Below are 14,569 nucleotides of genomic sequence, written 5' to 3' on the forward strand. Positions count from 1 at the left end.
CTGCTCTAAATTTATAATTAGTGAATTATTACTCTTTTTCTGATACTTATAAAAGGAATAATACAAATCAGCAGTTAAAAAGTGCGATTTGGCTTTATTTTTTTCTACTCATATTTGAGGGCGCTTTGCGAAAATGGATTTTACCAGATTTATCTAATATACTTCTAGTAGTTAGAGATCCAATTGCCTTATGGTTAGTTTATAAAGCATGGCGTAATGGCATGTTAAGAGATAATCCCTATCTTATTATTATGACTTTGGTTGCTATTATCTCCTTTTTAACAACAATTCTTTTTGCTCATGGCAATCTTTTTGTTGCTCTTTTTGGCTTACGTTCTTTATTGATTCATTTCCCTTTGATTTTTATAATCGGAAAGGTCTTCAATCGGGAGGATGTCAAAAAAATAGGTATAGTCACACTATGGATAGCTTTACCAATGGTTGTTTTAATTGCTTTACAATTTTATAGTCCGCAAACTGCATGGGTTAACCGAGGTGTGGGAAATGATATAGATGGAGCAGGTTTTGGCGGTGCTTTAGGCTATTTTCGCCCACCGGGTACTTTCTCATTTACGAATGGGAATGTATGTTTTTGGGGATTTGTCGCAGCTTACCTTCTGTTTTTTTGGTTAGAATCCGCTTTAGGTAATAAAATATTATTGATTGCTGCTACAATAGCATTATTTGGTGCCATGTCATTTTCAATCAGCCGGACCCTTTTTTTTTCGATCGGATTGACATTATTATTTACAATGATTTCAGTTTCCAGAAAGCCGACCTTTTTTTGGCGAATTATCCTGATCCTTTTGATAATTTTTGCTCTAACAATTATTTTGATGCAAATACCTGTTTTTCAAACAGGATTAGACGCATTTACCTCTCGTTTTAACGATGCAAATAATTCAGAAGGAGGATTGGTAAATGGTGTAATTGGAAATCGTTTTTTTGGTTCAATGTTAAATGCATTTTCAAATGTTCAAGACTTACCTTTTTGGGGATATGGGCTTGGAATTAGTACAAGTGTAGGTTCAACATTGATTAAGAATAATCAATTTGCACTTATTGATTTTGAATGGTTACGAACTATCGGTGAGATGGGGGTTTTTCTTGGAGGTACCGTTATTGCAATCCGGTTATTTTTGGCTATCAATTTATTAAAATCTAGCTTTCTAAAAATTAAAGAAGGAAATATACTTCCATGGCTCTTAACAAGTTTTGGCTTTGTTTACATTTTGCAGGCTCAATGGGCACAACCCACATCTTTAGGCTTTATTGTTCTCTCAGGGGGATTGATATTAGCATCTATGAAAGTAAAAGAAAAAAAGAAAATTTCAATTGTAGAAAATAGATGAATCTGATTATTTTTACTCACCCCACTTTCATCGGCTCTCAAAGTATGCCCCGTTATGCACGTATGCTGGCAGAAGGTATGTCAGCACGTGGCCATCGGGTAGAATGCTGGACGGCTAAAGCTTTTTTTTATAATTGGCCTGTTCCATGTTCTCTAAAAAAATGGATGGGCTACCTCGATCAGTTTATCCTCTTCCCGATAATCGTAAAAAAACGGTTAAAGAGTTGTGATGACACTACTCTTTTTGTTTTTGCGGACCAGGCATTAGGCCCATGGATACCCTTGGTTGCCCATAGAAAACATGTGATTCATTGTCACGATTTTTTGGCACAACGTTCTGCATCGGGCGAATTGAAAGAAAACCCGGTGGGTTGGACCGGACGCCTATATCAAGCCTATATCCGAAAAGGATATCGACAAGGGTGCAATTTTATTTCGATATCAGAAAAAACCCGACAGGATTTGCACCGGTTTTTGAAGAGGCAACCGGCTATTTCCGAAGTGGTATATAACGGATTAAATCAAACGTTTTCTCCCGGCAATCCACAGCAGATAAGAAATTTGCTGAGTGACAAACTTGGAATAAATCTTCATAATGGATATTTGCTTCATGTGGGTGGCAATCAGTTTTACAAAAACAGATTAGGTGTGCTGGAAATATATAAAGCCTGGCGAAGCAACTCCAATAAACAATTACCTCTTTTAATGATTGGCAGCTCCCCTTCAGCGAGATTAATCAAGTTCTGCGAACAATCCGGGTATAACCATGAGATCCATTTTTTGGAAAAAATAGGAGACCCGGACTTGCGATTAGCCTATCAGGGAGCTTCCGTTTTTTTATTTCCATCCTTAGCAGAAGGTTTTGGTTGGCCTATTGCAGAAGCCATGGCATCCGGCTGTCCGGTTGTCACGACGAACGAAGCCCCAATGACCGAAGTGGCCGGAGATGCAGGATATCTGATTCCCCGAATGCCTAATAATCTATCGGTGATTAATCACTGGGCAAAAACTTGTGCAGTTGTACTAAACCAAATCTGCTCTCAAAATAAAGACCAGAGAGATGAAGAAGTAAATAAGGGTTTGGAAAATGCCAAAAGATTTGATCCAATAATTTGTTTAGAGCGAATAGAGCAGATTTATCTTAATATAGTCAATCAGAAGAAATGAATGTATTGCATACTATATCCAGCTTAGGAGTGAATAGTGGAGGTCCGCCTCTCAGCACCTCTTTAACCGTCGTAGGTTTACGGGATGAAGGCATAAATGCTGAAATATTGAGCTATCAACTCGCTTCGTCCAAAGACAATTTGATCATTGACGGAGATTTTATCCATTTATTACCGATACCCTCCATTGCAAAGCTGGCTTACTCCGGTAAATTTGCTTCGTTTCTGAACAAACACACTGTTTATGATCTTTATCATCTGCAATGTATCTGGCAATACCCGACCTATATTGGGGCTAAAATTGCCCGCGAGAAAGGAATTCCCTATATAATCACTCCAAGAGGGATGCTTTATCCTCAGGAATTTGTACGTTCAGGCAGAATAAAAAAATTAGCTTTATCTCTGTTTTTAAAGAGAGATTTACAACAAGCGGCTTGTGTGCAAGCGACTTGCCATGAGGAGATGCAACATTTGCGTGATCTTGGCATTACATCGCCCATTGCTGTAATTCCAAACCCCATAGATACTGAAAAAGACAAAGAAAACATCCTTGAAAAACAAGATGTAAGACGGTTCGGATATTTAGGCCGTATCCATCCACGGAAAAATATAGAACGACTGCCTTATGCCTGGGACATACTGGGCGACAAAGTAAAAGATTGTGAGTTGGTTATTATAGGAGGCGGAGATATTGAATACGAAACTTTTCTGAAAGCAGAAGTGGTGCGCTTAGGTTTAAAAAATGTGATTTTTACCGGATTTTTGAGTGGTATAGAAAAAGAAAAAACAATTCAATCTCTCTCTTATCTGGTGGTTCCCAGTGATTTTGAAAATTTCGGGATGATAATTGCAGAAGCCTTATTGTATGGTATTCCGGTCATTACATCAAAAGGGACTCCATGGCAGGAGTTGGAAACATATCAATGCGGTTGGTGGATCGATAACGATGTGGAATCGATATCAAAGACAATGGAGAAAGCAATCTATATACCCGAAGAAGAGAGAATCGCTATGGGAAAACGGGGCCACTCATTCATTCGAGATAATTACTCCGTAAAAATAGTAGCTAATAAGATGATAGAGCTTTACAAATGGATTTTACAAAAAGGCAAAAAACCGGATTTTGTTTTTCTCGATTGAAATCGATTATGGCGATAAAAATGGATGCTATATCACGATGCCGATCTCTTTGTACTGCCTACTTATAGTGAGAACTTCGGGATAGTGATTGCCGAAGCATTGGCAACCGGGCTTCCGGTAATTACAACTACCGGTACACCCTGGCAGGAACTGGAAACTAATCGGTGCGGCTAGTGGATCGACTTATCGGCTGAGAATTTAGTTAGGACAATTTTGGAAGCAACCAATAAAACCCCGGAACAACTTAAAGAAATGGGATTACGGGGACGAAAACTGGTGGAAGAAAAATATGACATCAAGGCAATTGCAAAAGAAATGATTAAACTATATACAAACATTCACAATCAATGAACGGGAATAAGATTGATTTGTCGAAATACGATCACCGGTTTAGCATGAAAAACAAGATTGGGCGTTTCCTTTGGAATTCTTGTTATTGGTTGCTTTTTCGTCCATTTAACTTGGGGCTATTTAAAGGTTGGCGAAACGTTCTTTTGCGACTATTTGGCGCTCAGATTGCTTCGAATGTCCACATTTATGCAACTGCAAAAATCTGGGCCCCCTGGAATCTAACAATGGGAGAATATTCAACCTTAGGCCCTCATGTAGACTGTTATAATCAAGGAAAGATTAGCATTGGAAACAACACAGTTATTTCTCAAAAAGCATATTTATGCGCATCCGGACATAATATAAACCAACCAACGTTCCCTCTAATACTTCAGCCCATCAAAATTGAAGATCAGGTATGGGTAGCTGCCGATGCCTTTATCGGGCCGGGGGTAACTATAGAAGAAGGTGCTGTGGTTGGTGCCCGTGCTGCTGTATTTAAAGATATAGAAGCCTGGAATGTAGTTGGAGGGAATCCTGCAAAATTTATCAAGAAAAGAGAACTAACAAAATGATGACATCTAAAATAGCTGTAACGGTTATTGTTCCCGTTAAAAACGAAGAAGTAAATCTTCCCGGCTGTCTGGATAAGCTGGACGGTTTTGAACAATTAATCGTAATCGATTCCGGTAGTACCGACCGAACTCCTGAGATTGCAAAGGAATACGGAGCCGAATATGTCAATTTTCAATGGAACGGACAGTTCCCCAAAAAACGTAACTGGGCATTGCGTAATCTCAAAATCCGTAACGAGTGGGTACTTTTTGTAGATGCCGATGAATACCTAACCCCCGAATTTATAGAAGAGCTGAAAGTGAAAATACAAGATCCGACCAAAAATGGCTATTGGGTAGTATTCAAAAACTATTTTATGGGCAAGCAGCTCAACCATGGATACGAATTTAAAAAACTGCCCCTGATCCGAAAAGGAAAAGGAGAGTACGAAAAAATAGACGAAGATTCGTGGAGTCACCTGGATATGGAGGTGCATGAGCACCCGATAGTAGAAGGTGAAACCGGCCAATTTCAGGAGGCCATTTTGCACAACGATTATAAAGGACTCGAGCATTATATAGCGCGCCACAATGCCTATTCCACCTGGGAAGCCCGGCGGTTTCTTCATCTCGAAAAAGAGGGTTTCAGTAAAATGACCTTTCATCAAAAGATTAAATACAATCTGATGAAAACTCCCTTTTTGCCGGTTATTTATTTTTTTGGGGCATATATCTTAATGAGGGGATTTATGGATGGGAGAGCCGGATTTTATATTGCACTTTACAAGGCTCACTATTTCTTTCAGATCAAAACAAAAATTGAAGAGTTTAGAAAAACAAAATAAGATTCAAAAAAAATATCGAGAACATAATGAAAATAACTTGTATTGGTGCAGGATATGTGGGAGGCCCCACCATGGCCGTGATAGCCGATAAATGTCCTGATATTGACGTAACGATAGTTGATCTCAATGCGCAACGTATTGCGCAATGGAACGATGATGACCTGTCCAACTTGCCGGTTTTCGAGCCCGGACTGTCCGACGTGGTTGCTAAAACACGCAACCGGAATCTTTTTTTTTCCACCGATGTAGAAAATGCGATTCGCGAAGGCGATATTATCTTTATCGCGGTGAACACCCCCACCAAAACCTACGGTGTGGGGAAAGGCATGGCGGCCGATTTGAAATACGTGGAATTATGTGCACGCCAGATCGCCGAGATTGCCCATGGAGAAAAAATTATCGTCGAAAAATCGACACTGCCGGTGCGTACTGCCCAATCTTTGAAAACCATCCTGAGCAACAATGCGAAGAACCTCTCTTTTCAGGTACTTTCCAATCCCGAATTTTTGGCAGAGGGCACTGCTGTGCAGGATTTATATCATCCCGACCGGGTATTGATAGGAGGTGATCAGACTCCCGAAGGGTTGAAAGCCATCGAAACCCTTACCTCCATCTATGCCCGTTGGATTCCACGCGAACGGATTATCCAAACCAATGTATGGAGCAGTGAACTGTCGAAGCTTACCGCCAATTCTTTTCTGGCGCAACGCATTTCAAGTATAAATTCCATCTCCGCTCTTTGCGAACAAACAGGAGCCAATGTTTCTGAAATTGCAAAAGCCATTGGCACCGACAGCCGCATTGGATCAAAATTTTTGCAGGCTTCTGTTGGATTCGGAGGCAGTTGCTTTCAAAAAGATATTCTGAACTTAGTATATCTTTGCCGATACTTCAACCTACCTGAAGTGGCCGATTACTGGGAACATGTGATCAAAATGAACGACTACCAGAAGCGCCGCTTTGCCAATAAAATCATTGAAACATTGTTCAATAGCGTTTCCGGTAAAAAAATAACCTGTCTCGGCTGGGCTTTTAAGAAAGACACCAACGATACCCGCGAATCGGCAGCCATCTATGTAACTACAGCCTTACTGCGCGATAAGGCAGAAATACATGTGTATGATCCCAAAGTAACGCCGGAACAAATTTATGCCGACCTCGACTATATGAAACAACACCATCGGTCCAACGACATGACGGGAATTGCCGGTGACATGACTACGAAAGAGCTAAAAGATTTGGTACATGTACACAACGAACCTTATGAAGCAATGGACAAAGCCCATGCGATTGCCCTATTGACCGAATGGGAGGAGTTCAGCTCGTATGATTGGGAAGCTATATACAACAAAATGTACAAGCCTGCATTTGTATTTGACGGACGAAATCTTTTACAGAAAGATAAACTCTCAAAAATAGGATTTGAAGTTTATACTATTGGCAACTAGAATCAGACTTTATATTGAAACCGTCTTGACTTTTCGAAACATATTCAATTTTGCTATAAAAGAAGGATAAAATGTCGTACCTACGGTACTTTATTTTTTCACAAATCAGGCTTTTCTATAAACCTATCGTCCCGATGGGACTTAAAATGCCATAAGCATGACAGGTTTGTAGTAAATGGTCAGCCAATCAGGAGAAAAGTTCCATCGGAACGACACATGCTGATGCACCAAAGTAGTCTAACTTTTCATGATGACAAATCGTCTGAGTGCTAAGAAGTCAAGATGAGTTCTTAGCTCTGATTTTAATTATCACAAGAAAATAAATGATTCAGAAATGGGATAAACATGTTGCTTTTCAATATTCAATTTACCAAAAGATGATTGGTCGCAACCTGAGAATCCATTTGATCTATAAAATTAAAAAAATAATATGATTATCCGCATACTGTCATAATCTATATGCTATACTGCATCAAATCCCTCCCCCGTTCCGGGCACTCCCCTTCATCTGACGGGGAGACCAACCAACGGTCAGCGTAAGCTAATCTGCATTCGCAATTCAATCAATAAATTGAGACGAAATACAGCATATAGTGGTGTCCCCTTTTGTTAATGGGACGAGCGTAGCGGAGGGGTTAGAATATGAATTAGGACACATTGCGGATAATCACAAAAAAATAATTTGAAATGAAACGGATACTTGTAACCGGAGGAGCCGGTTTTATCGGTTCGCATTTGTGCGAACGTTTATTAAAAGACGGAAATGATGTAATCTGTCTGGACAACTATTTCACAGGGTCGAAACGCAATGTGGTGCACCTGATGGATAATCATTATTTTGAAGTAGTTCGGCATGATGTAACTCATCCCTATTTTGCTGAAGTGGACGAGATCTATAATCTGGCCTGCCCCGCAAGTCCCGTACACTATCAGTATAATCCGATCAAAACCGTTAAAACTTCAGTGATGGGAGCCATCAATATGCTGGGTCTGGCTAAAAGAGTACATGCCAAAGTTCTGCAAGCAAGTACCAGCGAAGTATATGGAGATCCTTTCATACATCCTCAGGTAGAAAGTTATTGGGGCAATGTAAATCCTGTAGGAATACGTTCTTGCTACGACGAAGGAAAACGTTGCGCAGAAACCCTCTTTATGGACTATCATCATCAGAACAACGTTCGTATAAAAATAATACGGATATTCAACACCTACGGTCCTAACATGAATCTTCATGATGGCCGTGTGGTTTCCAATTTCATCGTACAAGCACTTAAAGGAGAAGACATTACGATTTTCGGAGATGGAATGCAAACCCGGTCGTTTCAATATGTAGACGACTTAGTGGAAGGTATGGTGCGAATGATGAATACTCCCGATGATTTCTGCGGGCCGGTCAACATTGGCAATCCGAACGAATTTACCATGTTGGAACTTGCTCAAACCATTATTGACCTTACTGGGACTTCGTCTAAAATTATTTTTCATCCCCTTCCTCAAGATGACCCAAAACAACGTCAACCTGATATTTCTTTGGCAAACGAACAACTCAATGGATGGGTTCCTAAAGTGCAATTAAAAGAAGGCGTAAACAAAACAATTGCATATTTTGATCAGTTGCTGAAAACACTTAATTGATTTCCCAATAAATACATTAAGCAAACACCCTCTATACTATTGAATTTGTGAAAATTTCCATTATTACTATTGTTTATAACAACAAGCATTGCATCACCGACGCCATTCAGTCTGTGCAGTCTCAAACATATCTGGATATAGAGCACATTGTTGTTGATGGAGGGTCTACCGATGGCACACAAGAAATAATTGAACCCTACAGGCCAAATCTGGCTGTTTACATCTCCGAAAAAGACAAAGGACTTTACGACGCGTTGAATAAAGGAATAAAAGCTGCCACGGGAGATGTAATCGGCATTCTACACTCGGATGATCTTTACTACGATCAGGATACGCTTTCGAAAGTGGCCAAATGTTTTGAGCAAACCGGAGCAGATCTAGTTTATGCCAATGGCCAGTATGTAGATAAACAGGATCCAAACTCAGTCAAGCGCATCTATCCGGCAAAATCGTACCGGAAAAGATTTTTGAGATTTGGATGGATTCCCCTGCATACCACCATTTATGTAAAGCGGGAGCTTTTTGAAAAATACGGATTATATGAAACACAATACCGAATAGCCAGTGATTATGAAATATCGTTGCGATGGTTTCTGAACGATAACATTAAAAAGATCTTTTTGAACGAATGGGTGGTCAAAATGCGCATGGGAGGCAAAAGCACCACGGCTGCCTTACAACAAAAGAAATCGAGTGAAGATCTGGAGATTATCAAAAAATACCGGCTGTGGGGATATTTTACATTGTTTTGTAAAATCGGACGTAAGATTCCGCAATATATATTACCCCGTTTCATACAATATGAATAAATGGCAGGGTAAATATCACAATGCATATTCACCCATTAAGAAGTTAAGAAAATAGAAAAGAAGAATCTTCTCAACCCACTTAATTTCTTAATGGGATTTACAGACCAATCAATCCGTGTATTTCGTGTAATCTGTGGATAAATTTGATTCCCTTTGCAGCAAGCAATATCAAACACAAAGGCGCACCAAGAATCACACCAAGAAGCTCAAAATAATATAACTTCTTATCATTAAGAATTTTAGGAACGTATTTAGACTTAATCCTCTTAATGCCTTAATGGTAGAACAAATTCATTCGCAACAAGCAACATCAAACCTCAAAGCGCGTGAAGACTGCACTAAGAACAACTGAATGATAAGACAATTCAAGATAGAACTTTGTGACTAACCTTTGTGTTCTTCGTGGTAAAACTTATCATCATGAAGAACAATAGCTTCATCTTGTTCTTTTCCCTAATGATAACAATTGCCGGTTGATTCATACAATCCACTACTCGATCAGGGTTAAATCGACTTTGCAGACGAAAGAGTTAACGACACCGAAAGAATTTAGGATAATCATCTCCCCTTTTTCGCTCTACAAACCAGCCAAACACCGCAACCGGGTCTCCGTGTAACTTCTGAAATCCTCCCCTCAGCCGAAAAAATCCTCTGGTACGAATCCCGCTGCTACCACAAATCTGCTTAAGCCTGATCTATAAAACAAAATCCTAAGATTAATATGTATTTATGTGTTTTCGTTAAATATTTTCAGATCGAACATTTAACTATCAAAAAGAATCTTTTTTACAATCCAGCCTTATATTTGTCAATACAGAATTACACAATTCACCTATAGCGATCTTTCTAATAATTATTTACAACAAAAAAACGAACAGTTATCCGGAGGCAATAAATGCTAAGATTCCGTACGGATGAATAGCAACAAGGAGACAGTTTTCTATACATGGAATCCATCCCTGAGAAAAATAAAGAGTCCGGTTTATACACAACGTTGGTTCTGGTTCGTCTTTTCAGATACTTTGTGGCTTTGTGTTTTAGTGGGTTACAATAACCAGCGCTAAAACACAAGGAGATAAAGCCATTGAGAGAGACTTTCGTTTAGGAATACAAGCTCCTGCAACGATATTATTTAAACCAAAATCAATAAAGAGAATCAACTATGAAACCAATTATTGCCTCTATTATTCTGATGTCGGCTTTCACGTTCAAGGCAAATGCCCAGAACAACAAGAACCAGCCTGACAAACAAAGCGCTCCGGTATCAGCTACCGGATGGTACATGAGTATTTATTCAGGTTACAACTTATTCATTGCTGAATATAATGATCCACTAGATAAGCCCTGTGTCTTATCTTTTAAAAACAACGGAAGCCCCTTAGCCACGATGTACGTTGGTTATGACATTTCGCCAGTAATCGGATTTCGCATGGAGTTCGGATATGCTGGTTATAAATGGACGACCTTGCAAAATAAAACATATAAAGCGACCGGAACCAATCTAGCTTTAGATGGTACCGTAAATCTGAGTAACTGGTGGAACGGATACAAGCCCCGTTTCATTACAATGTCAATTTTTGGAGGAATTGGAATAGGATACAGAAGCAAAGGAGACTATTCTGCTGACTTAACAACTTATATTGTACGCTTCGGTATGCAAAGCAATCTTCACATCAGTCACCGCCTGGACATGAATATTGAGCTTGCTAACAATATAACAAGCGAGCTGATGAATGAAATTGTACATGGAACACCGTTTACAAGCATCGCATCACTTCAGTTGGGGCTCACCTACCACTTCCGTGCGAAGCGGCCATAACATCCACATTTACACATAGACAAAATCGTCCCTATAACGTTCTCCATTTACCTCGGCAATCGTCGGGTGGAGAACGGGGGTATAGTTCTACGATTAACCACGGAGCGATTGAATTTAAATAACCCTGGATGCATTCGGGGTTATTTATAGCTAGTTTCTCAGGACAAACGAGTAAGCAAACAATCGGATAAGTTAATGTGTCTGTCTGTGAAAAACGCATTTGGAACGCAAATGGCGCAAATCAAAACCACTTGCATTTACATACTCACTCTACTCTTAATAATATTGATTCAGTAAGAGTATTGCTTTTGCAACACGAACCTACGGACCGAAAGATCTCCTAAGTTATATTTTGTTCCTACTCACACAAACTAATATCGTCAATGGTTTAGTTAAACATTTTGTCTCCCACAACACTCATATTCAATATTACTCAACTGCCAGATTCTCTGACACAACGCATCCAATACAAACAAAACACAAACTTTACATTACAAATCTTATTAACCCTTGTTTTTTTAAACTTAATTTATAATTATATATTCGTAATATGGAAATGTTTATTTATTTTTGCCTTTATATCTGAAGAGAATTTTATCTAAATATTTCAACTAAGAATAACCACTTTTAGGTTAATCAACGAATTATGCTTACCCAAAGGGAGTCTAATCTTTCGAAAGTGATGATCGTTTTACAGGTCATCCTTTCTTCTGGAATTTTTATCAGCACCTCCTGTCTATTTTCTATTCAAATGCTGACTCCAGAGCATTTTACCATGTTCATAAGCCAGCTTATCATAATATGGAGTGTCTGCTTTTATTATCTTCATCTGGGTATTATTTTCAGAAACTCTTCGTTTTACAGTATGATCCGCGGCTACCTGGCCACTATAATTTTGGGGTGCACATTCTTCATATTGGAAGCTACATTCCTGCCTGCTTTAAGCCATAAAAAACTGCTAATTTTATACATCTGTTATTTTGGAGCAATCAATTTCATCTCTCTTATTGCTTTTAAAAGCAGTTTTTACAGCATTATGCACTTCATTCGAAGCAGGAATCACAACACCCGAAATATTATTATTATCGCCAACAAATCATCCGAATCGTTTATCAACTCATTTATGTATTCGAAAGACTGGGGGTATAAAATCAGCAAAATCATCACTCCTGATCCGCAGATCAAAGACAAATACGCCAATGCGATTCTCATAGACAATCAGGAAAGCCTGCTAAAATTCGTAACACTAAACGCAGTGGACGATATTTTTTATTGTATTCCGATTAATAACAAACAGTTTGATATCATCCAACTCATCCGCTCGTTAGATGAAATAGGTGTTAGCCTGCATATGATGCTTCACTATTTCCCCAGACATCAACAACAAACTGGCAAAAATAACATTCCGTTCAAAGAGCAATTTATTGATTATCAAACCACCCCCAACAATTACATTTGTCTGCACCTGAAAGAAGTTTTTGATCACATAGCAAGTGCTTTTTTACTGGTGATAGGCTCTCCTCTAATGTTACTGATTGCGGCATTGATTAAATTAGAAGATGGAGGGCCAGTCCTTTTCAGACAGGAACGAATTGGCAAAAACGGCAGACGGTTCACCTGCTTAAAATTCCGATCAATGGTAGTAGATGCAGAAGCCAGAAAACAAGCGCTGATGCAGCTGAATGAAGCTGACGGTCCTGTATTCAAAATGGAGAATGACCCCAGAATGACCCGTATTGGCCGCTATATCCGTAAATTATCCTTTGACGAATTACCCCAGCTCATTAATGTATTCAAAGGCGAAATGTCCATTGTGGGTCCCCGCCCCCCTTTGCTCTCTGAAGTTATGAAATACAGTCGTCCCCAAATAAGACGGCTCAGCATGAAGCCCGGCATTACTGGCAGCTGGCAGGTATGGGGTCGTCATACGGTAACCTTCAAAGAGTGGATGAAGATGGATCTGGACTATATTGACAGCTGGTCGATAAATATGGATCTGAAGATAATGGTTGCCACGATTGGTGTAGTATTGAAAGCAAACGGACGATGAAAGATAAACAACGTTGCCCCTGGCCGGCAAATCACACGCTGGCAATTGAATACCACGACACCGAATGGGGTGTTCCGCTCCATGATGACGCGCGCCATTTCGAATTTATAGTACTCGACAGCTTTCAGGCTGGACTGAGCTGGAATACTATCCTCAATAAACGGGAGAATTTCAGAAAGGCTTTTGATAATTTCGATTATAGCGTGATAGCTGATTATGATGAAGCAAAAATTGAAGCTTTAATGCACAACGAGGGTATAATCCGGAACCGGCTTAAAATTCTTGCAACTATCACCAACGCTCGTGCCTTTATGCAGGTACAGAAAGAATTCGGCTCCTTCGATCGTTACATCTGGCAATTCACCGGAGGCAAAACCATTGACCACAGAATCACGGACATGAAAACAACGCCTGTCTCTACCTCAGAATCGGACGCCATGAGCAAAGACCTCAAAAAACGGGGATTTAAATTCGTTGGCACGACTATCTGCTACGCTTACATGCAGGCTGCCGGAATGATCAACGATCACTTAGTGAGCTGCTTCAGACATGATATCAGTAACGAGTAACGAGAAATGAGAAACCGGAGTTAAAAATAGTCCGTTAATACTTATATATCAATAGAAAATAAATATCGTGGCCAAGGTTCAACCCCATATGGGGTTGCATTAATGCAGAAATTGCATTTTCTATTAGCTTCGCTGAACGTTGTTTGACATGTATGGCCTACAGTCAAGTTAATGATCAGATGGTTTAGTAATTATTGCAACTCATGATTAGCATTACTAATTATCAATTAGACTTCCGGCTCGTCCAATTCCAGTTCGTTATTCAGATAAAGCTTATAATTGTGAGACAACAAGGCTAGTAATTTACTGATTTGGGTGAGAGCTATCTGCGTATCCTGCGAAATTTCTCTCTTTTGCAAACGAAGCATCAGTACCCCATACAGGAAAACAAAACACAGCTCAATATCTTCTGCATCAGGATTATCCTGTCGTTGACGAAAAGCCCCGATAACCGACAAAGTCTGATAAAAAAGAGCACTATAGCCGGGATATTTGGGAGATTTCAGCAAAGCATAATGCAAATCGGTTACATCCGACACGGTATTTTTCACCATTTGCAAATGCCCTTTTTCCTGCACACCTTCCAAACGCATCATCTCAATCAAACTTTCGTACCAATCGCGAATCTGAGCTTTTCCCTCTTCTCCGTAAGTCATTTTATTGATCACATTTTCCGCAATTGATTCAATATCGAGCTTATAGGCACGGATCAAATCTTCGAGTTGCCACATATAGAGAACATATTCGGCAATATTGTCTTTTCGCTTTTGCTGTGCAATAAACATAGATTCAATTTGAAAATAAGAAATTAATACTGTTGATACAAATGTATTTAAGTCAGATAACAGAGTTT

Annotated in this window: 13 protein-coding genes; 12 read left to right on the plus strand and 1 reads right to left on the minus strand. The window is 39.5% G+C overall.

The genetic code is table 11. The features are described 5' to 3' along the window. Positions 1–20: 20 nt before the first annotated feature. The 12 genes from PJIAN_RS09125 to PJIAN_RS09175 all read left to right on the plus strand — a co-directional run bounded on the left by PJIAN_RS09125 (position 21) and on the right by PJIAN_RS09175 (position 13,716). Positions 21–1,352, plus strand: coding sequence for a hypothetical protein (locus tag PJIAN_RS09125; RefSeq protein ID WP_068704251.1), 1,332 nt, complete (start codon positions 21–23; stop codon positions 1,350–1,352). Then, positions 1,349–2,518, plus strand: a complete 1,170-nt coding sequence (locus PJIAN_RS09130) for a glycosyltransferase family 4 protein (protein WP_068704255.1) — start codon at positions 1,349–1,351, stop codon at positions 2,516–2,518. Before PJIAN_RS09125 ends, PJIAN_RS09130 begins: the two co-directional genes overlap by 4 nt. Beyond that, on the plus strand, positions 2,515–3,657 hold the full coding sequence (locus PJIAN_RS09135) for a glycosyltransferase (protein ID WP_068704257.1): 1,143 nt from the start codon (positions 2,515–2,517) through the stop codon (positions 3,655–3,657). The genes PJIAN_RS09130 and PJIAN_RS09135 overlap by 4 nt, the downstream gene beginning before the upstream one ends. A 24-nt stretch (positions 3,658–3,681) precedes the next feature. Next, complete coding sequence (locus PJIAN_RS14800; protein ID WP_084252346.1) at positions 3,682–3,831, plus strand: glycosyltransferase; 150 nt, start codon at positions 3,682–3,684, stop codon at positions 3,829–3,831. 221 nt (positions 3,832–4,052) lie between these two features. Beyond that, positions 4,053–4,562 carry a putative colanic acid biosynthesis acetyltransferase gene (locus PJIAN_RS09140; protein WP_236714392.1) on the plus strand — a complete coding sequence of 170 codons (510 nt, stop codon included), beginning with the start codon at positions 4,053–4,055 and terminating at the stop codon, positions 4,560–4,562. Beyond that, positions 4,559–5,386 carry a glycosyltransferase family 2 protein gene (locus PJIAN_RS09145; RefSeq protein ID WP_068704261.1) on the plus strand — a complete coding sequence of 276 codons (828 nt, stop codon included), beginning with the start codon at positions 4,559–4,561 and terminating at the stop codon, positions 5,384–5,386. Before PJIAN_RS09140 ends, PJIAN_RS09145 begins: the two co-directional genes overlap by 4 nt. A gap of 26 nt (positions 5,387–5,412) precedes the next feature. Continuing rightward, positions 5,413–6,834 (plus strand): UDP-glucose 6-dehydrogenase, encoded by a 1,422-nt coding sequence (locus PJIAN_RS09150; RefSeq protein WP_068704263.1) that lies wholly within the window; start codon positions 5,413–5,415, stop codon positions 6,832–6,834. A gap of 687 nt (positions 6,835–7,521) precedes the next feature. Then, on the plus strand, positions 7,522–8,469 hold the full coding sequence (locus PJIAN_RS09155) for a UDP-glucuronic acid decarboxylase family protein (RefSeq protein ID WP_068704265.1): 948 nt from the start codon (positions 7,522–7,524) through the stop codon (positions 8,467–8,469). A gap of 47 nt (positions 8,470–8,516) precedes the next feature. After that, positions 8,517–9,278, plus strand: coding sequence for a glycosyltransferase family 2 protein (locus tag PJIAN_RS09160; protein ID WP_068704268.1), 762 nt, complete (start codon positions 8,517–8,519; stop codon positions 9,276–9,278). Positions 9,279–10,440: 1,162 nt separating this feature from the next. Continuing rightward, the gene (locus tag PJIAN_RS09165; RefSeq protein ID WP_068704270.1) at positions 10,441–11,097 is read left to right on the plus strand and encodes a hypothetical protein; all 657 of its coding nucleotides are present in this window, start codon (positions 10,441–10,443) and stop codon (positions 11,095–11,097) included. Positions 11,098–11,743: 646 nt separating this feature from the next. After that, complete coding sequence (locus tag PJIAN_RS09170; RefSeq protein ID WP_084252347.1) at positions 11,744–13,147, plus strand: sugar transferase; 1,404 nt, start codon at positions 11,744–11,746, stop codon at positions 13,145–13,147. Beyond that, entirely contained in the window at positions 13,144–13,716 is a 573-nt protein-coding gene (locus tag PJIAN_RS09175; RefSeq protein ID WP_068704273.1) for a DNA-3-methyladenine glycosylase I, read from the plus strand. Before PJIAN_RS09170 ends, PJIAN_RS09175 begins: the two co-directional genes overlap by 4 nt. Positions 13,717–13,943: 227 nt before the next feature. Here PJIAN_RS09175 and PJIAN_RS09180 read toward each other — a convergent pair whose 3' ends face one another. Beyond that, positions 13,944–14,501 carry a DUF4924 family protein gene (locus tag PJIAN_RS09180; protein ID WP_068704275.1) on the minus strand — a complete coding sequence of 186 codons (558 nt, stop codon included), beginning with the start codon at positions 14,499–14,501 and terminating at the stop codon, positions 13,944–13,946. Positions 14,502–14,569 lie beyond the last annotated feature (68 nt).

It is taken from the genome of Paludibacter jiangxiensis, from assembly GCF_001618385.1.
Taxonomy (GTDB): Bacteria; Bacteroidota; Bacteroidia; order Bacteroidales; family Paludibacteraceae; genus Microbacter; species Microbacter jiangxiensis.